Below are 19724 nucleotides of genomic sequence, written 5' to 3' on the forward strand. Positions count from 1 at the left end.
TGTGCGGCTCAGGTGCGACCACCAGTAAGAAGATGGGCGTTCCGCCCATTTTTTTTTGCTGAAACGGTTAGGCATCTCGGGTAGCGCTTCCTGCGCCGGCTAAGGCGCGCGCCCGCGGGTGTAATCGCGAGCGGCGGGCGCGAACACCTGAGAGGACACAGTGCAACTGACGGAACTGATAGAAACCACGGTCACCGGGCTCGGCTACGAGCTGGTGGATCTCGAGCGCACCGGGCGCGGCATGCTTTGCATCTATATCGATCAGCCTGCCGGCATCTCGCTCGAAGATTGCGAAAAGGTCACGCGTCAGCTCCAGCACGTCTTGACGGTCGAAAACATCGATTACGAACGGCTCGAAGTCTCGTCCCCGGGGCTCGACCGCCCGTTGAAGAAGCTGGCCGACTTCGAGCGCTTCGCTGGCAGCGAAGTTTCCGTGACCTTGAAAAAGCCGCTGGACGGGCGCAAGACGTACCGGGGCATTCTGCACGCGCCGAATGGCGAAACGATCGGTTTGGAATTTGAAGGGAAGAAGGGCGAGGCGGCCATGCTGGATTTCACGCTGGCCGATATCGACAAAGCCCGCCTGATTCCGCAAGTTGACTTTAGGAGCCGCAAATAATGAGTCGCGAAGTGTTGATGCTGGTGGATGCGCTGGCGCGCGAGAAAAACGTCGAAAAGGATGTGGTGCTGGGCGCCCTCGAGGCCGCGCTCGCATCTGCTTCCAAGAAGCTGTTCGACGAAGGCGCCGAAATCCGCGTCCATATCGATCGCGAAAGCGGCGAGCACGAAACCTTCCGTCGCTGGCTCGTCGTGCCCGACGAGGCGGGTTTGCAGGAGCCGGATCGCGAGATCCTGCTGTTCGAAGCACGTGAGCAGAAGCCCGACGTCGAAGTCGGCGAGTATGTCGAGGAACCCGTTCCGTCGATCGAATTCGGTCGCATCGGCGCGCAGGCCGCGAAGCAGGTGATCCTGCAGAAGGTGCGCGACGCTGAGCGCGAGCAGATCCTGAACGACTACCTCGAGCGTGGTGAAAAGATCATGACGGGTACGGTGAAGCGCCTCGACAAGGGCAACTTCATCGTCGAATCGGGCCGTGTCGAGGCGCTGCTGCGCCGCGATCAGCTGATCCCGAAGGAAAACCTGCGCGTGGGCGACCGCGTGCGCGCGTACATCGCGAAGGTCGACCGCACCGCGCGCGGCCCGCAGATCGAGCTGTCGCGTACGGCGCCCGAGTTCCTGATGAAGCTGTTCGAGATGGAAGTGCCGGAAATCGAGCAGGGCCTGCTCGAGATCAAGGCGGCTGCCCGCGACCCGGGCGTGCGCGCGAAGATCGGCGTCATCGCGTACGACAAGCGGATCGATCCGATCGGCACCTGCGTTGGCATCCGCGGTTCCCGCGTGCAGGCCGTGCGCAACGAGCTCGGTGGCGAAAACATCGACATCGTGCTATGGTCGGAGGATCCCGCCCAGTTCGTGATCGGCGCGCTCGCGCCGGCAGCCGTCCAGTCGATTGTCGTCGATGAAGAAAAGCACTCGATGGACGTCGTCGTCGACGAGAACGAGCTGGCTGTCGCGATCGGCCGCAGCGGTCAGAACGTTCGCCTTGCAGGCGAACTGACCGGCTGGCAGATCAACATCATGACGCCGGACGAGTCCGCCCTGAAGCAGGGTGAAGAGCGCGACCGGCTGCGTGCGCTGTTCATGGCGCGTCTCGACGTCGACGAAGAAGTTGCCGACATCCTGATTGACGAAGGCTTCACGAGCCTGGAAGAGATCGCCTACGTGCCGCTCAACGAAATGCTTGAAATCGAAGCGTTCGACGAGGACACCGTGCACGAACTGCGCAACCGCGCACGCGACGCGCTGTTGACGATGGCCATCGCGAACGAAGAAAAGGTCGAGAACGCAGCGCTGGATCTCAAGAGCCTCGACGGCATCACGCCGGAGTTGCTCGCGAAGCTGGCCGAACACGGCGTGCAGACGCGCGACGATCTCGCCGAGTTGGCTGTGGATGAACTGGTCGACATGACCGGGATGGAAGAGGATGCCGCTAAGGCGTTGATCATGAAAGCACGTGAACACTGGTTCCAGTGAGAAATGACCATGGCGCACTGATTTGATGGCGGCCGTATGGCCTGACCCGATGCTAACCGCAAGGAATCGGTCCTTGCACTAAGAGGAATGAATGGCGAGTAACAACGTAGCCCAATTTGCCGCGGAACTGAAAATGCCTGCTGGTGTGCTGCTCGAACAGCTGCAGGCAGCGGGCGTCCAGAAAGCGAGTGAAGACGATGCGCTGTCCGAAACGGACAAGGCGCGTCTGCTCGATCATTTGCGCAAGTCGCACGGCGCAACCGACGGCGACAAGCGCAAGATCACGCTGACCCGCAAGCATACGTCGGAGATCAAGCAATCTGACGCGACGGGCAAGGCTCGCACCATTCAGGTCGAGGTCCGCAAGAAGCGTACGTTCGTCAAGCGAGACGACGTGGCCGAAGGTGCGGAACAGGGTCAGGCACAGGTCGCCGAAGCGGACGACGATGCGGAACTGAAGCGTCGCGAAGAAGAAGCGCGCCGCGAGGCCGAGCTGCTCGAGAAGCAGGCGCAGGAACTGCGCGAGCGTCAGGAACGCCTCGAGCGCGACGAAGCGGAACGTCGTGCCCGTGAGGAAGCGGCTGAAGCCGAGCGCCGTCGCGCCGAGGAAGAAGCGGCAGCGAAGCGTGCCGCGGCCGAAGCTGCGGCGGCACAGCAGCAGGCAGCCGCACAGCAGGCTGCTGCAGCCGAACAGGAAGCGGAGACTGCGCAATCGGCGCAATCCGCGCAGTCCGCGCAGGACGAAGCGCGCGCAGCCGCCGAACGTGCGGCGCAGCGCGAAGCGGCGAAGAAGGCTGAAGACGCTGCCCGCGAGGCGGCGGACAAGGCGCGCGCCGAGCAGGAAGAGATCAGCAAGCGTCGTGCGGCGGCAGAAGCCGAAGCGCGTGCGATTCGCGAAATGATGAACACGCCGCGCAAGGCCGTGGTCAAGGCAGTCGAGCCGCCGAAGCCGGTCGAACCGCCGAAGCCGGCCGAAGCGAAGGGCACGCTGCACAAGCCGGCAAAGCCGGAAGGTGCGCAGGCGCGTCCGGCCGTGAAGAAGCCGGCCGGTGCGGCACCGGCAACGACGCAAGCGCCGGCAGGCGCGGGCGACCGCAACAAGAAGCCGGGCGCAGGCAAGGGCGGCTGGCAGGACGATGCGTCGAAGCGCCGCGGCATCAAGACGCGCGGCGATTCGAGCGGCGGCGTCGACCGCGGCTGGCGCGGCGGCCCGAAGGGTCGCGGCCGTCATCAGGACAGCTCGACGTTCCAGGCGCCGACCGAACCGATCGTCCGTGAAGTGCACGTGCCGGAAACCGTGTCGGTTGCCGATCTCGCGCACAAGATGTCGATCAAGGCCTCCGAAGTCATCAAGGTGATGATGAAGATGGGCCAGATGGTCACGATCAACCAGGTGCTGGACCAGGAAACGGCGATGATCATCGTCGAGGAACTGGGCCACCGCGCGGTTGCCGCGAAGCTGGACGATCCGGAAGCGCTGCTCGTCGAAGGCGAAACGGGTACCGATGCGGAGCAACTGCCGCGTCCGCCGGTCGTCACGGTCATGGGTCACGTCGACCACGGCAAGACCTCGCTGCTCGACCACATCCGCCGCGCGAAGGTTGCCGCTGGCGAAGCGGGCGGCATTACGCAGCACATCGGCGCTTATCACGTCGACACGCCGCGTGGCGTCATCACGTTCCTCGATACGCCGGGTCACGAAGCGTTCACGGCAATGCGTGCACGCGGCGCGAAGGCGACCGACATCGTGGTGCTGGTGGTGGCAGCCGACGACGGCGTGATGCCGCAGACGAAGGAAGCCATCGCCCACGCGAAGGCGGGTGGTGTGCCGATCGTCGTGGCGATCAACAAGATCGACAAGCCGGACGCGAACCTCGATCGCGTCAAGCAGGAACTGGTTGCGGAAGGCGTCGTGCCGGAAGAGTACGGTGGCGATTCGCCGTTCGTACCGGTGTCGGCCAAGACGGGCGCGGGTATCGACGATCTGCTCGAGAACGTGCTGCTGCAAGCCGAAGTGCTGGAGTTGAAGGCGCCGGTCGAAGCGCCGGCCAAGGGCATCGTGATCGAAGCGAAGCTCGACAAGGGCAAAGGCCCGGTCGCGACGATCCTCGTGCAGTCCGGTACGCTGAACCGCGGCGACATCGTGCTGGCGGGTACGGCCTACGGCCGCGTGCGCGCGATGCTCGACGAGAACGGCAAGCCGGCGAAGGAAGCCGGCCCGTCGATCCCGGTCGAAATCCAGGGTCTGTCGGAAGTGCCGGGCGCGGGCGAAGAAGTGATCGTGCTGCCGGACGAGCGCAAGGCGCGTGAAATCGCCCTGTTCCGTCAGGGCAAGTTCCGCGACGTTAAGCTGGCGAAGCAGCAGGCCGCGAAGCTGGAAAGCATGCTCGAGCAGATGGGCGAAGGCGAAGTGCAGAACCTGCCGCTCATCATCAAGGCGGACGTGCAGGGCTCGCAGGAAGCACTCGTGCAGTCGCTGCTCAAGCTGTCGACCGACGAAGTGCGCGTGCAGATCGTGCACAGCGCGGTGGGTGGCATCAGCGAAAACGACGTCAACCTCGCAACGGCATCGAAGGCTGTCATCATCGGCTTCAACACGCGTGCGGATGCACAGGCGCGCAAGCTGGCCGAGTCGAATGGCATCGATATCCGCTACTACAACATCATCTACGACGCAGTGGATGAGGTGAAGGCGGCAATGTCGGGCATGCTGGCGCCGGAGAAGCGCGAAGTCATCACCGGCATGGTCGAGGTGCGCCAGGTCTTCAAGGTGCCGAAGATCGGTGCGGTCGCCGGCTGTATGGTGACGGACGGTATCGTCAAGCGCTCGTCGTCGGTGCGCGTGCTGCGCAACAACGTCGTGATCTTCACGGGCGAACTCGAATCGCTGAAGCGTTTCAAGGACGACGTGAAGGAAGTGAAGCAAGGCTTCGAGTGCGGTATGTCGGTGAAGAACTTCAACGACATCGTCGAAGGCGACCAGTTCGAAGTCTTCGAAGTGACCGAAGTCGCGCGTACGCTGTAACCCTCGCGCATCGGCTCATGGGCGGGGCAGGCTTGGGCCTGTCCCGCCCATTTTCATGGTGGCGTGCCAACACTGGCCGCCGCTTCATCCTGATAAACGGATCACGGATCGATCATGTCCAGGAAACGTACTTCCCCCAATCGCAACGTGCAGATCGCCGATCAGATTCAGCGCGATCTGTCCGAACTCATCATGCGCGAGGTCAAGGACCCGCGCGTCGGCATCGTGACCATCCAGAGCGTCGAACTCACGCCGGATTATGCGCACGCGAAGGTCTACTTCACCGCGTTGACCGGCGATCCGGCCAAGACGCAGGAAGCGCTGAATCACGCGTCGGGTCACTTGCACAACCTGTTGTTCAAGCGCCTGCACATCCATACGGTGCCGACGCTGCATTTCCACTACGACCAGACGATCGAGAAGGCCGTGGAAATGTCGCGCCTGATCAAGGAAGCGAACTCGACGCGTGCGAAGGACGACGACGACGCCGACGCGGCCACCAAGGACGACTGAGCTCGACCGGCCTATGACGACTGCAGCATCCCAACGTCCGCGCGTGCCCCGGCGCGTGCTGGACGGCGTCCTCCTGCTCGACAAGCCGATCGGCCTTTCGAGCAACGATGCGCTGATTCGCGCGAAGCGCCTGCTGCTCGCGAAAAAAGCCGGTCACACCGGCACGCTCGATCCACTGGCTACGGGTTTGCTGCCGCTGTGCTTCGGCGAGGCGACGAAGTTCTCGCAGGATCTGCTCGAAGCGGACAAGACTTACGAAGCGACGATGCGTCTCGGCCAGCGTACGGCCACCGGCGACGCGGAAGGCGAGGTGATCGACACGCGGCCCGTCGAATGCGATCGCGCGGCAGTGGAAGCCGCGCTCGTGCGATTCACCGGCGAGATCGTGCAGGTGCCGCCGATGTATTCGGCGCTCAAGCGCGATGGCAAGCCGCTGTACGAATATGCGCGCGCGGGGCAAACCGTCGAGCGCGAGGGCCGCAATGTGACGATCCTCGCACTCGACCTGCTCGCGTGCGACCTGCCCGACGTGACGTTTCGCGTGACCTGCAGCAAGGGCACTTACGTGCGCACGCTGGCGGAGGATATCGGCGAGGCGCTCGGCTGCGGTGCGCATCTGACGATGCTGCGCCGCACGGGCGTCGGTGCGCTGACGCTCGAGCATGCGGTGACGCTCGAAGCGCTGACCGAGGCCGACGAAGCGTCGCGCGATGCGTGGCTCCAGCCGGTCGATGCGTTGCTGTCGACGTTTCCGCTGGTTCGCCTCGACGAAACGAGCGCGAAGCGGTTCCTGCACGGCCAGCGTCTGCCGCTGTCGGCGCTCGACCCGATCGATGCGGCCGAAGGCGGGCGCGTGCGCGTCTATGATGCGACTCGGTTGCTCGGCGTGGCCCGCAAGGCAAGCGGCGTACTGGCACCGGAGCGGCTCGTCGTCACGGCGGCCTGACGCATCCGCGCGAACGCGCTCCCGTCGGATAAAAAAAGGTTCATCGAGGATTACCGGGGAACGCGGCGCGGATCTTGAGGAAGAAGTATTCCTCGTCGCGGTACCCGTAAGCTCGACGCTTGATGACCTTGATGGTGTTGTTGATACCTTCGACGACGCTGGTATTGAGTGGGTGTCGGCAACGTGCCAGGATTCCGTGCCAGTAACCCTGCAAGCGCTGAGCAAACAGTTGCAGCGCCGCGATCCCGCTTTGCCGGGCTTGCTCGATCCATTGCTCCCAGGCTTTTTGCGCCCAAGCTGGCTTTTGGTAGAACCAGAGCCGCTTGAGTTCGTCGCGTAGCACGTAGACGCACAGCAACGGCTGATTGGCGGCCAGCAGTTCCTTCAGATGCACGGCCTGTTCCTGCTTCAGGTTACGGCGGTTGCGCAGCAGCAGCCATCGACTGGACTTCAGAACCTTCCGGGCCGGCCGATCATGGCGTAGCTGATTGGCCTGATCCACCCGTACCCGATCGATGACTTCGCGCCCGTACTTGGCGACGACGTGGAACAAGTCGTAGACCACCTCGGCTTGCGGACACTGCGCCTTGATCTCCAGCTCGTAGGCCGTGGTCATGTCGATCGCGACCGCTTCGATGCGCTCGGCGACGCCCGCGGGAAGTTGTTCGAAGAAGGCCCTGGCCGTCTCGCGAGAGCGCCCCTGTCCGATCCAGAGCACTTGCCGGCCGATCGGATCGACCACCACCGTGGCGTAGCGATGGCCTTTATGTAGCGCGAACTCGTCCATCGCCAGATAGCGGATCGTCGACCAGTCCGGCTCGGCCACGCGTGCGCGCAAGCGCATCTTGTCGATCGATTTGACTGTATGCCAGCCCAGGTCGTAGAAGGCGGCTACCGCCTGCACGCTGGCCGCTTGCAGCAGCCTCTCGCAGGCCTTGGCGAATCGCTCCGTCACTCGCTGGTAGCGGCCCAGCCAGTCCAGCTTCTCCAGCCTCGGCCCGCCGCAGCGTTCGCACCAGACTCGGCGACGAGGGACATGCAGTACCACCCGATACTCGAACAGCGGCAGATCGCGCACGCGCCGCACCGTCGTTTCATGAATCTGCTGGCAACGCGCTCCGCATTGCTCGCAGTACATGACCTTGCTGACCGGCTTCAAGTACAGCGACAGCGTGCGCCTTTCACCCGCCGGCCACTCCACCCGCTCCAGCCGATAGCCTGTCCAGCAACCCAGTGCCTGAAGTGCCTTGCGATCGAGCAATTCTTCCTCCTGACCTCCATAAAGTCAGGCATCAGGTTACGCAATCGCTCTCCAAGGCTCCACGGTTTCCTGCGATGAACCAAAAAAAAGCCCGGTCGAAGTCGACCGGGCTTTTTATTTGCGTTCAGGCTGCGTGTTCAGTGCGCAGCCGATGCCGCGGCACCCGCATCGCCGCCACCTGAGCGCTCGGGCTTCGTGATCCAGATCAGCCCGATCAGCAGCACGAAGATCGCCGCCGAGATGTAGAACAGGTCGTTCACGCCGAGCTGCGCGGCCTGCTGCGTGGCCAGGTTGTTGATCAGCCCGTGCGCCTGGTCCTGCGTCAGTCCGAGGTTGCCCATCTGCGTGACGGCCTGGTTGAACGTCGGGTTGTAGACGTTCGTCTGCTCGACCAGTTGCGCATGATGGAAGTTGTTGCGATGGTCCCAGGCCGTCTGGAAGATCGACGTGCCGATACCGCCGCACATGATCCGCACGAAGTTCGACAGGCCCGATGCCGCGGGAATGCGGTGGCCGGGCAGGCCGGACAGCGTGATCGATACCAGCGGGATGAAGAAGCCGGCCATCGCGATGCCCTGTACGAGCGTCGGCAGCGTCAGCGACCATTCGTCGACGCCTGTCGTGTAGCGCGACCGCATCCAGAAGCACAGCGCAAACGTCAGGAACGACGCCGTCGAGATAAAGCGCGGATCGGTGCGCGGCAGGTACTTCCCGGTGAGTGGCGACAGCAGGATGGCGAACAACCCGACCGGCGCCATCACGAGACCGGCGTCGGTCGCGGTGTAGCCGATCTGCGTCTGCAGCCACAGCGGCAACAGCACGAGGTTGCCGAAGTACAGGCCGTACCCGATCGACAGCGCGACCGTGCCGCCGGTGAAATTCCGCATGCGGAACAGCGACAGGTCGACGACCGGGTGCTCGGCGGTCAATTCCCAGATGACGAAGAAGGCGAACGCGATGACGGCGGTCAGCGCGAGCACGATGATGGTCGTCGACGCGAACCAGTCGAGATCCTTGCCCTTGTCGAGCATGACCTGCAGCGAGCCGACCCAGATGACGAGCAGCGCGAGGCCGACGCCGTCGATCGGTGCGAGGCGTATGGCCGACTCTCGATTGCGGTAGATCGTCCACGTCGCGGCGGCGGCGGCGATGCCGACCGGGATGTTGACGTAGAAGATCCACGGCCACGAGTAGTTGTCCGAGATCCATCCACCGAGGATCGGGCCGGCAACGGGCGCGATCAGCGTCGTCATCGCCCATAGCGCGAGCGCCATCGGCGCCTTGGCGCGCGGATAGCTCGACAGCAGGAGCGCTTGCGACAGCGGAATCATCGGGCCCGCAACCGCGCCTTGCAGCACGCGCGACGCCAGCAGGAACGGCAGGTTGGGCGAAAGCCCGCACATCCATGACGAGATCACGAACAGGATGATCGACGCGAGGAACAGGCGAACCTGCCCGAAGCGGTCGGTCAGCCAGCCGGTCAGTGGCACGGAGATCGCGTTCGCGACTGCGAACGACGTGATGACCCACGTGCCCTGGTCGGACGACACGCCGAGGTCGCCCGAGATGGTCGGGATCGCGACGTTCGCGATGGACGTGTCGAGCACGTTCATGAACACCGCGAGCGATACCGCGATCGTCCCGACCACGAGCTTCCCGCCCTGCAAGGGCGGGTGAGAGACAGGAGCCTGTGCCATGTCGGTTGTCTTTCCGGAGTCGGAACAGTTACATCATCTTCGCGACGGCGTTCGACTTCGCCGCGGCCGGCGCCGATGCGTTGCCGCCTGCGTTCTCGGCGATGACGCGGGCGATTTCGGCGTCGGCTTCGTCGCCGTACTTCGCGAACACGTTGGTCTCGTAGACGGTATTCGGTGCGTTCACGAGCTGGTCGCCGCGTTCGTCCTTGATGTCCACGTCGACCTGCATCGACAGGCCGATACGCAGCGGGTGCTTGTCGAGATCCTTCGGATCGAGTTCGATCCGCACCGGCAGGCGCTGCACGACCTTGATCCAGTTACCCGTCGCGTTCTGCGCCGGCAGCAGCGAGAACGCCGAGCCCGTACCTGCCGAGAAGCCGACCACCTTGCCGTGGTAGACCGCCGACGAGCCGTAGATGTCGGCCGTCAGCTCGACCGGCTGGCCGATGCGCATGTGCTTGAGCTGGACTTCCTTGAAGTTGGCATCGACCCACACTGCGTTCAGCGGCACCACCGACATCAGCGGCGTGCCCGGCGACACGCGCTGGCCGACCTGCACCGAACGTTTCGCGACATAGCCGGTGACCGGCGCGGGCAGCACGTTACGCGCGTTCGCCAGGTACGCGTCGCGAACCTTCGCGGCCGCGGCCATCACGTTCGGATGTGATGCGATCGTCGTGTTCGCGGTCAGCGCGCGGTTCGACGCGAGCTGCTGCTGCGAGGCGTCGAGCGAAGCCTGGGCGGCGCGAACGGCGTCGCGTGCGTGCGAGATTTCTTCCTGCGACACGGCGCCGGTCTGCGCGACGGCCATGCGGCGGCGGAGGTCGTCCTCGGCTTTCGACAGGTCGGACTGGCGCAGCGCGACTTGCGCGCGGTACTGGTCGTCGTTGACGAACAGGCCGCGCACCTGGCGCACCGTCTGCGCGAGATTGGCTTCGGCCTGCTGCAGCGCGACCTGCGAGTCGGCCGGGTCGAGCACGACGAGCGGATCGCCGGCCTTGACCGTCTGCGTATCGTCGGCCTTCACCGCGATCACGGTGCCGGTGACTTGCGGCGTGATCTGCACGACGTTGCCGTTCACGTACGCGTCGTCGGTCCCTTCATGGAAGCGGGCGACGAGGAAGTAGTACAGGCCATACGCGATGGCCGCGATCACGATGACCGCGACAAGCAGCGTCATCATCCGTTTGCGCTTGCCGTTGTTCTGCGGCTGCGCGCTGGCGGCGTTTTGTTGGTCGCTCATGGCGATTTTCTCCGTCCGTTATTTCGAGTGTCTGCGTAGTGGTGGCGCCGGATCAGTTGGCGGCCTGTTTTGTCGGCTTGTCGGCATCGGGCGCGGCGAGCGGTGTGCCGGTCGCGTCGAACCCGCCACCCAGCGCCTTGATCAGCGCGAGCTGCATGTCGCGCCGGCGCATCTTCAGGTTGGTCACCGTCTGCTCCGATGCGAGGCGGTTGCTGTCCGCGGTCAGCACCTGCAGCTGCGGCGACAGGCCGGCCTTGTAGCGGATGACCGCGAGGTCATATGCGCGCGTCGATGCGTCGAGTGCGCGTTGCGCATCGCCCATCTGGCGATCGACCGCGCGGATCGACGCGACCTGCGTCGCGACGTCGTTCAGCGCGCTGATCAGCGTCTGGTTGTAGTTCGCCACCGACAGGTCGAAGTCCGCGTAGCGGCCCTTGAGCTGCGCGCGCAGCGCGCCGGCGTCGAAAATCGGCAGGTGGATCGCCGGCCCGAACTGCGCCTGGCGGCTCGCGAAGTTCAGGAATTTGCCCCAGCCGAACGCATCGAAGCCGAAGCCGGCCGCGAGGTTCACGTCGGGATAGAACTCGGCCTTCGCTTCCTTCACGTCGTGCATCGCGGCTTCGACCTGCCAGCGCGCGGCGACGATGTCGGGGCGCCGCGCGACGAGATCGGCCGGCAGGTTGCCGGGCAGTGCGACTTCGCCGTTCGGGTTCATCACGGGCGCAGCGATCTGCAGCCCGCGATCCGGGCCCTTGCCGAGCAGTGCCGCGAGCTGATAGCGCACCGTCGTGATCTGGCCGTCGAGATCGGACAGCGAAGCCTGGGTCGTCGCGATATTGCCGCGGGCCGTCTGGCGTTCGACGTTGGTGTCGAGGCCGGCTGAAACGCGGCCGTCGGTGATCTTGCCGACCGTCTCGCGGTTGGTGATCTCGCGTTGGGCGATATCGCGCAGCGCATAGAGTTGCGCGAGCGAGTTGTAGGTGCGTGCGACCGACGACGCGAGCGTGATGCGTGCCTGCTGCATGTCGGCTTCGGCCGCCTTTTCCTGCGACACGGCGGTGTGCAGGCGTTCGCGGTTCTTGCCCCACAGGTCGAGTTCCCACGACGCGCTCGCAAGCGCGTTGTTCTCGCTGTACCACTGGCCGCCGTACGGGGGCGGGAACAACGCGTTCCCCGAATACAGCTCGCGCGTCCACGAATAGCTGGCTTCCGCCTTCGGCATCAGGTTCGAGCGCGACGATTCAATATACGACGACGCCTTTGCGATGCGCGCCTGCGCCTGCGCGATCGACGGACTGCCCTGCAGGGCTTCGTCGATCAGCTTCGGCAACTGCGGATCACCGAACTGGCCGGCCCAGTCGAGCGCGGGCCACTGGCCGCCCTGGGCCGGCAGGCTCTGGGCGGATTCGAATTGCGACGCGGGGGCGATCTGCTTGTCGCTCTTGATGCCGATGTAGTTCGCGCAGCCCGCCAGCGCCAGTGCGGCGACCGCGGCGGCAACGGCGGCGCGGCACGACCCGGCGCGCACGGACAACGGGGAGGATTTCATCGCGCTGATCCCTGACTCGGAATGAATGATGGACACTGCAAGGATTTCCTTACATTAATCTGTCAAAAGTAATTGTTATGGCAACTATTACGTGATGCTGCCGCCGGCAGTCTCGCAATAGTTGCTGAGAATGCGGCGCAGCATGCTCTTCAGGAACCCGACTTCTTCCGGCGTAAACCCGTCCAGCACCTGGTCGAGCACGCTGCGGAAAATCGGCGGGAGCCGTTCGGCGAGCGCACGGCCTTCGTCGGTCAGCTCGAGTCGCACGACACGCCGATCCTCGATGCTGCGGACGCGGGACAGCAGCCCGCGCTTCTCGACCCGGTCGAGCAGGCGCGTGACCGCGCTCGCGTCGATCCCGTACTCGCGCGCGAGCTCGGCGGCCGTCGAGCACTTGCCGACCGCGATCATGAACAGCATGCTCGCCTGCGTGCCCGTGATGCCGAGCTCTTCCTGCGTGCGTTGCGTGACGAGGTTGGTCATCACCGACTTCACGCGCGACATCAGATAACCGACGCTGTCGTTCATCTGATACGACGACAGCGGCGAAACGGGTGGTTGGGTAGAAGAATCCGACATAAAACCCTGAAGCTGCAATAGTTGACTAGGCAGCAGTATAGGCACAGTTGCTTGCCGCGGCAAATGTTAATCGAACGGCAAAGGGCGCGCTTCGTGTCGCGGAAATCCCTTTTCTCGATAAGGTTTTTGCGCTCGCCGGCAACGCGGGCTTCGGCCGATTGGCGTGTTCGAGGGGAGGGCTTGCCGGCCGACCGATTGCGTTGCAACGACCTCGTCAGCTCTCGACATTCTCACGTGCTATAATTTGTGGCTTTCCAAGCTGCAATGCGCGCGCCCGTGAAAAAACGAGCGGGCGCTTTTGCGCGTTCAAACGATTTCCAGGTTTCTATGACCCGCGCCCTTCGCAATATCGCCATCATCGCCCACGTCGACCACGGCAAGACTACGCTCGTCGACCAACTGCTCCGCCAGTCCGGCACCTTCCGCGAGAACCAGCAGATTGCGGAGCGGGTGATGGACTCGAACGACATCGAAAAAGAGCGCGGGATCACGATTCTCGCGAAGAACTGCGCGGTCGAGTACGAAGGCACGCACATCAACATCGTCGATACGCCGGGGCACGCGGACTTCGGCGGCGAGGTCGAGCGTGTGCTGTCGATGGTCGACTCGGTGCTGCTGCTCGTCGACGCGGTCGAGGGCCCGATGCCGCAGACGCGCTTCGTCACGAAGAAGGCGCTCGCGCTCGGCCTGAAGCCGATCGTCGTCGTCAACAAGATCGATCGTCCGGGCGCGCGGATCGACTGGGTCATCAACCAGACCTTCGACCTGTTCGACAAGCTCGGCGCAACCGAAGAGCAGCTCGACTTCCCGATCGTCTACGCGTCGGGCCTGAACGGCTACGCGTCGCTCGACCCGGCCGCGCGCGAAGGCGACATGCGTCCGCTGTTCGAGGCGATCCTCGAGCACGTGCCGGTCCGTCCGGCGGATCCGGACGCGCCGCTGCAGCTGCAGATCACGTCGCTCGACTATTCGACGTATGTCGGCCGGATCGGCGTCGGCCGCATCACGCGCGGTCGCATCAAGCCGGGCCAGCCCGTCGCGATGCGCTTCGGCCCGGAAGGCGACGTGCTGAACCGCAAGATCAACCAGGTGCTGTCGTTCACGGGCCTCGAGCGCGTGCAGGTCGAAACGGCCGAAGCGGGCGACATCGTGCTGATCAACGGTATTGAAGACGTCGGCATCGGTGCGACGATCTGCGCGGTGGATACGCCGGAAGCGCTGCCGATGATCACCGTCGACGAGCCGACGCTGACGATGAACTTCCTCGTCAACTCGTCGCCGCTCGCCGGCCGCGAAGGCAAGTTCGTCACGAGCCGCCAGATCCGCGATCGCCTGATGAAGGAACTGAACCACAACGTCGCGCTGCGCGTGAAGGACACCGGCGACGAAACGGTGTTCGAAGTGTCGGGCCGTGGCGAGCTGCACCTGACGATTCTCGTCGAGAACATGCGTCGCGAAGGCTATGAGCTGGCCGTGTCGCGTCCGCGCGTCGTGATGCAGGAAATCGACGGCGTGCGGCACGAGCCGTACGAACTGCTGACCGTCGACGTCGAGGACGAGCATCAGGGTGGCGTGATGGAAGAGCTCGGCCGCCGCAAGGGCGAGATGCTCGACATGGCGTCGGACGGCCGCGGCCGCACGCGTCTGGAGTACAAGATCTCGGCGCGTGGCCTGATCGGCTTCCAGAGCGAATTCCTGACGCTCACGCGTGGCACGGGCCTGATGAGCCACATCTTCGACTCGTACGCACCGGTCAAGGACGGTTCGGTCTTCGAGCGCCGCAACGGCGTGCTGATCTCGCAGGACGACGGCGCCGCCGTGGCCTACGCACTGTGGAAGCTGCAGGATCGCGGCCGCATGTTCGTGAAGCCGGGCGATGCGCTCTATGAGGGCATGATCATCGGCATCCACAGCCGTGACAACGACCTCGTCGTGAACCCGATCAAGGGCAAGCAGCTGACCAACGTGCGCGCGTCGGGTACCGACGAGGCCGTGCGCCTCGTGCCGCCGGTCCAGATGTCGCTCGAGTACGCGGTCGAATTCATCGACGACGACGAGCTCGTCGAAGTGACGCCGCAGTCGATCCGTCTGCGCAAGCGCTTCCTGAAGGAGCACGAGCGTCGCCGCGCGAGCCGCGAAGGCGCGGTCGACTGAGCGTTCGATCGTTCCCGATCGTGACGGAAAAGGCTGCCCTCGGGGCGGCCTTTTTTGCATCTGCGCGATGTGCAATCGGGCTGCCTGCAAAACACTGTTCCTGCGGGGTGTGGCAATCCGGCAAAACCCCGTCGCGCGGTGCTTTCAGGCACATTTCACGGTGAACTTCGGTATCGGTTCTGTGATATGCTGCGCGCACGCAAGTTTTAGGTCCTTCCAAGCAAGACTTGATTCGCAATCCGCTAAACGGTCAGGCCGTGTCGCGGAAGGTTGAGTAACCCGCTATTTCTCGAGAAGCTCGAAGAAAGGTGAGCGTAAAATGTCAGATGTAATGAAGCAGTTTCAGCTGAACTCCTATCTGTTCGGCGGCAATGCTTCGTACGTTGAAGAACTGTACGATGCATACCTCAACAATCCGGCGTCAGTGCCAGAGAACTGGCGAGAGTATTTCGACGCGCTGCAGAATGTGCCTGCAACGGACGGTTCGAATGCCAATGACGTCGCCCACTTTCCGATCGTCGAATCGTTTGCCGAGCGTGCGAAGGCCAATGCCTTCATTCCGCGCGAAAGCAGCACCAATCTTGCTGCGGCGCGCAAGCAAGTTCACGTGCAGTCCCTCATCAGCGCTTATCGCTTCCTTGGCTCGCAATGGGCCAATCTGGATCCCCTGAAGCGTCGCGAACGTCCCGCCATTCCCGAACTCGAACCCGCGTTCTACGACTTCTCCGAAGGCGACCTCGACCAGACATACAGCGCGAGCAACCTGTATTTCGGTTTCGACCAGGCTTCGCTGCGCGATATCGTCAAGGGGCTGCGCGACACGTATTGCGGCACGATCGGCGCCGAATACATGTACATCAGCGACCCGGAGCAGAAGCGCTGGTGGCAGGAGCGCCTGGAGTCGACCCGCGCGACGCCGAACTTCTCGGCAGACGAGAAGAAGCACATCCTGAATCGCCTGACGGCCGCGGAAGGCCTCGAGCGTTACCTGCATACCAAGTACGTCGGCCAGAAGCGCTTCTCGCTCGAAGGCGGCGAAAGCTTCATCGCGTCGATGGACGAAGTCGTCCAGCACGCGGGCAAGCGCGGCGTGCAGGAAATCATCATCGGCATGGCCCACCGTGGCCGTCTGAACGTGCTGGTCAACACGCTGGGCAAGATGCCGGCCGACCTGTTCGCCGAATTCGAAGGCAAGCACGTCGACGACCTGCCGGCAGGTGACGTGAAGTACCACAAGGGCTTCTCGTCGGACGTGTCGACGGAAGGCGGCCCGGTCCACCTGTCGCTCGCGTTCAACCCGTCGCACCTCGAAATCGTGAACCCGGTGGTCGAAGGTTCCGCGAAGGCACGGATGGACCGTCGCGGCGACGAAGACGGCCTGCAAGTGCTGCCGGTGCAGATCCACGGCGACGCGGCCTTCGCTGGCCAGGGCGTCGTGATGGAAACGCTGAACCTCGCGCAGACGCGCGGTTACGGCACGCACGGCACGCTGCACATCGTCATCAACAACCAGATCGGCTTCACGACGTCCGACCCGCGCGACGCGCGCTCGACGCTGTACTGTACCGACGTCGTCAAGATGATCGAGGCGCCGGTGCTGCACGTGAACGGCGACGATCCGGAAGCCGTGATCCTCGCGACGCAGATCGCGATCGATTACCGGATGCAGTTCCACAAGGATGTCGTGATCGACATCGTCTGCTTCCGCAAGCTGGGTCACAACGAGCAGGACACGCCGGCGGTCACGCAGCCGCTGATGTACAAGAAGATCGCGCAGCACCCGGGCACCCGTGCGCTGTACGCCGAGAAGCTCGTGCAGCAGGGCGTGATCACCGCGGAAGACGCCGACAACTACGTGAAGGCGTACCGCAAGGCGATGGACGACGGTCACCACACGGTCGACCCGGTCCTGTCGAACTACAAGAGCAAGTACGCGGTCGACTGGGTTCCGTTCCTGAACCGCAAGTGGACGGATGCAGCCGACACGGCGGTGCCGCTCGCCGAACTGAAGCGCCTCGGCGAACGCATCACGACGGTCCCGGAAAACTTCAAGGTTCACCCGCTCGTCGAGCGCGTGATCAACGACCGCCGCAACATGGCGCGCGGCGACCAGCCGCTCGACTGGGGCATGGGCGAGCACCTCGCGTTCGCGTCGCTCGTCGCATCGGGTTACTCGGTGCGCCTGACGGGCCAGGACTCGGGCCGCGGCACGTTCACGCACCGTCACGCGGTGCTGCACGACCAGAACCGCGAGCGCTGGAACGACGGCACGTACGTGCCGCTGCAGAACATCGCGGAAGGCCAGGCGAAGTTCACGGTGATCGACTCGGTGCTGTCGGAAGAAGCCGTGCTGGGCTTCGAATACGGTTACTCGACCGCCGAGCCGAACACGCTCGTGCTGTGGGAAGCGCAGTTCGGTGACTTCGTCAACGGCGCGCAGGTCGTGATCGACCAGTTCATCTCGTCGGGCGAAGTGAAGTGGGGCCGTGTGTCGGGTCTCACGATGCTGCTGCCGCACGGCTATGAAGGCCAGGGTCCGGAACACTCGTCCACGCGTATCGAGCGTTTCCTGCAACTGTGCGCGGATCACAACATGCAGGTCGTTCAACCGACGACGCCGGCGCAGATTTTCCACCTGCTGCGTCGCCAGATGATCCGCCTGTTCCGCAAGCCGCTGATCGTCGCGACGCCGAAGTCGCTGCTGCGTCACAAGGAAGCGGTGTCGGATCTGTCGGAACTGGCGAAGGGTTCGTTCCAGCCGGTGCTGGGCGAAACCGACGGCGGCATCGACGCGAAGAAGGTCAAGCGCGTGCTGGCATGCTCGGGCCGCGTGTATTACGACCTCGTCGCACATCGCCGCGAAGCGAAGGCGAACGACGTCGCGATCATCCGTATCGAGCAGCTGTATCCGTTCGCGCACAAGCAGTTCGAAGCCGAAATGAAGAAGTACGAGAACGCGACTGAAGTGGTCTGGGTGCAGGACGAGCCGCAGAACCAGGGCCCCTGGTTCTACGTCGAGCACCATCTGAAGGAAGGCATGAAGGAAGGGCAGAAGCTGGCATACAGCGGCCGTCCGGCTTCGGCCTCGCCGGCGGTTGGCTACTACGCGAAGCACTACGAGCAGCAGAAGGCCCTCATCGAAGGTGCTTTCGGCCGCCTGAAGAGCGCATCGATCGCGAAATAACCGACGGAAGCGAAACGGGAAGGCGCAGTGCGCTTTCCCGTCTCTTTTGGCCCGCCTGGCGCGTGGCGCGCCGCACCGGCCGAAGGAATCGCACGAACCTCGTCACACCCCAGATTAAGCATCCAGGAAAATCACATGGCTATCGTAGAAGTCAAAGTCCCCCAGCTTTCGGAGTCGGTGTCGGAAGCCACCATGCTGCAGTGGAAGAAGAAGCCGGGCGAAGCAGTCGCGCAGGACGAAATCCTGATCGAACTCGAGACCGACAAGGTCGTGCTCGAAGTGCCGGCACCGGCCGCGGGCGTGCTCGCGCAAGTGCTGCAGAACGACGGTGACACCGTGGTTGCCGATCAGCTGATCGCGACGATCGACACCGAAGCGAAGGCAGGTGCTGCCGAAGCCGCGGCGGGCGCCGCCGAAGTCAAGCCGGCAGCAGCGCCTGCTGCAGCCGCACCGGTTGCACAGCCGGCCGCCGCAACGGCATCGTCGGCCACCGCATCGCCGGCCGCATCGAAGCTGCTGGCCGAGAAGGGCCTGTCGGCGGGCGACGTCGCAGGTTCGGGCCGCGACGGCCGCGTCACGAAGGGCGACGCGCTGGCCGCTGGCAGCGCACCGAAGGCTGCTCCGGCTGCCGCACCGGCCAAGGCTGCCGCTGCGAAGCCGTCGCTGCCGGAAGTGAAGGTGCCGGCGTCGGCAACGACCTGGCTGAACGACCGTCCGGAACAGCGCGTGCCGATGTCGCGCCTGCGTGCGCGTATCGCCGAGCGTCTGCTCGAATCTCAGCAGACCAACGCGATCCTGACGACGTTCAACGAAGTCAACATGGCTCCGGTCATGGAACTGCGCAACAAGTACAAGGACAAGTTCGAGAAGGAACATGGCGTGAAGCTCGGCTTCATGTCGTTCTTCGTGAAGGCCGCTGTCCATGCACTGAAGAAGTTCCCGCTCGTGAATGCGTCGATCGACGGTAACGACATCGTCTACCACGGCTACTTCGACATCGGTATCGCCGTCGGCTCGCCGCGCGGCCTCGTCGTGCCGATCCTGCGCAACGCGGATCAGCTGAGCCTCGCCGACATCGAAAAGAAGATCGCCGAGTTCGGCCAGAAGGCGAAGGACGGCAAGCTGTCGATCGAGGAAATGACGGGCGGTACGTTCTCGATCTCGAACGGCGGCGTGTTCGGCTCGATGCTGTCGACCCCGATCATCAACCCGCCGCAGTCGGCAATCCTCGGCGTGCACGCGACGAAGGAGCGTCCGGTCGTCGAAAACGGCCAGATCGTGATCCGTCCGATCAACTACCTCGCGCTGTCGTACGACCACCGCATCATCGACGGCCGCGAAGCCGTGCTGTCGCTCGTCGCGATGAAGGATGCGCTGGAAGATCCGGCCCGCCTGCTGCTCGACCTGTAAGCCGAGTCTCACTGCATTGACCCGCTCCGCGGGTTCGCGCACACGCGCGAACCCGCGGGCGTACAAGTA

At 64.0% G+C, this 19724-nt stretch carries 13 protein-coding genes; 8 read left to right on the forward strand and 5 right to left on the reverse strand.

All coding sequences use genetic code 11. The annotated features are described in order from the left end of the window. The first annotated feature begins 160 nt into the window (after nt 1-160). The 5 genes from rimP (at nt 161) to truB (ending at nt 6578) form a co-directional block, all read left to right on the forward strand. Entirely contained in the window at nt 161-619 is a 459-nt protein-coding gene (gene rimP / locus ACPTTF_RS07745; protein ID WP_011351796.1) for a ribosome maturation factor RimP, read from the forward strand. Further along, nucleotides 619-2094: a transcription termination factor NusA gene (gene nusA, locus ACPTTF_RS07750; protein WP_166964061.1), complete on the forward strand. Its 1476-nt coding sequence runs from the start codon at nt 619-621 to the stop codon at nt 2092-2094. The genes rimP and nusA overlap by 1 nt, the downstream gene beginning before the upstream one ends. Before the next feature lie 91 nt (nt 2095-2185). Next, nucleotides 2186-5119: a translation initiation factor IF-2 gene (gene infB / locus ACPTTF_RS07755; RefSeq protein WP_423370794.1), complete on the forward strand. Its 2934-nt coding sequence runs from the start codon at nt 2186-2188 to the stop codon at nt 5117-5119. A gap of 114 nt (nt 5120-5233) precedes the next feature. After that, a complete protein-coding gene (gene rbfA, locus ACPTTF_RS07760) occupies nt 5234-5632 on the forward strand; it encodes a 30S ribosome-binding factor RbfA (RefSeq protein WP_423370795.1) in 399 nt (132 codons plus the stop codon). A gap of 13 nt (nt 5633-5645) precedes the next feature. Continuing rightward, nucleotides 5646-6578, forward strand: a complete 933-nt coding sequence (gene truB, locus ACPTTF_RS07765; protein ID WP_166964067.1) for a tRNA pseudouridine(55) synthase TruB — start codon at nt 5646-5648, stop codon at nt 6576-6578. Nucleotides 6579-6618: 40 nt separating this feature from the next. Here truB and ACPTTF_RS07770 read toward each other — a convergent pair whose 3' ends face one another. From ACPTTF_RS07770 to ACPTTF_RS07790, 5 genes are all read right to left on the reverse strand, one after another. Beyond that, nucleotides 6619-7839, reverse strand: coding sequence for an ISL3 family transposase (locus ACPTTF_RS07770; RefSeq protein WP_423370796.1), 1221 nt, complete (start codon nt 7837-7839; stop codon nt 6619-6621). 137 nt (nt 7840-7976) lie between these two features. Then, the gene (locus ACPTTF_RS07775; protein ID WP_423370797.1) at nt 7977-9536 is read right to left on the reverse strand and encodes a DHA2 family efflux MFS transporter permease subunit; all 1560 of its coding nucleotides are present in this window, start codon (nt 9534-9536) and stop codon (nt 7977-7979) included. Between the two features lie 28 nt (nt 9537-9564). After that, nucleotides 9565-10779, reverse strand: a complete 1215-nt coding sequence (locus ACPTTF_RS07780) for an efflux RND transporter periplasmic adaptor subunit (protein WP_166964071.1) — start codon at nt 10777-10779, stop codon at nt 9565-9567. A 52-nt stretch (nt 10780-10831) separates the two neighbouring features. Next, on the reverse strand, nt 10832-12328 hold the full coding sequence (locus tag ACPTTF_RS07785; RefSeq protein ID WP_423370798.1) for an efflux transporter outer membrane subunit: 1497 nt from the start codon (nt 12326-12328) through the stop codon (nt 10832-10834). Nucleotides 12329-12415: 87 nt separating this feature from the next. Further along, a complete protein-coding gene (locus ACPTTF_RS07790) occupies nt 12416-12907 on the reverse strand; it encodes a MarR family winged helix-turn-helix transcriptional regulator (protein WP_011351804.1) in 492 nt (163 codons plus the stop codon). A 327-nt stretch (nt 12908-13234) separates the two neighbouring features. Between ACPTTF_RS07790 and typA the strand changes: the two genes are divergently transcribed. The 3 genes from typA to odhB all read left to right on the forward strand — a co-directional run bounded on the left by typA (nt 13235) and on the right by odhB (nt 19655). Beyond that, on the forward strand, nt 13235-15061 hold the full coding sequence (gene typA / locus ACPTTF_RS07795; RefSeq protein WP_423370799.1) for a translational GTPase TypA: 1827 nt from the start codon (nt 13235-13237) through the stop codon (nt 15059-15061). 319 nt (nt 15062-15380) lie between these two features. Next, a complete protein-coding gene (locus ACPTTF_RS07800) occupies nt 15381-18245 on the forward strand; it encodes a 2-oxoglutarate dehydrogenase E1 component (protein ID WP_031402214.1) in 2865 nt (954 codons plus the stop codon). Between the two features lie 135 nt (nt 18246-18380). Beyond that, nucleotides 18381-19655: a 2-oxoglutarate dehydrogenase complex dihydrolipoyllysine-residue succinyltransferase gene (gene odhB, locus ACPTTF_RS07805; RefSeq protein WP_423370800.1), complete on the forward strand. Its 1275-nt coding sequence runs from the start codon at nt 18381-18383 to the stop codon at nt 19653-19655. Nucleotides 19656-19724: the final 69 nt, after the last annotated feature.

The organism is Burkholderia crassaminum (assembly GCF_964265005.1).
GTDB lineage: Bacteria > Pseudomonadota > Gammaproteobacteria > Burkholderiales > Burkholderiaceae > Burkholderia.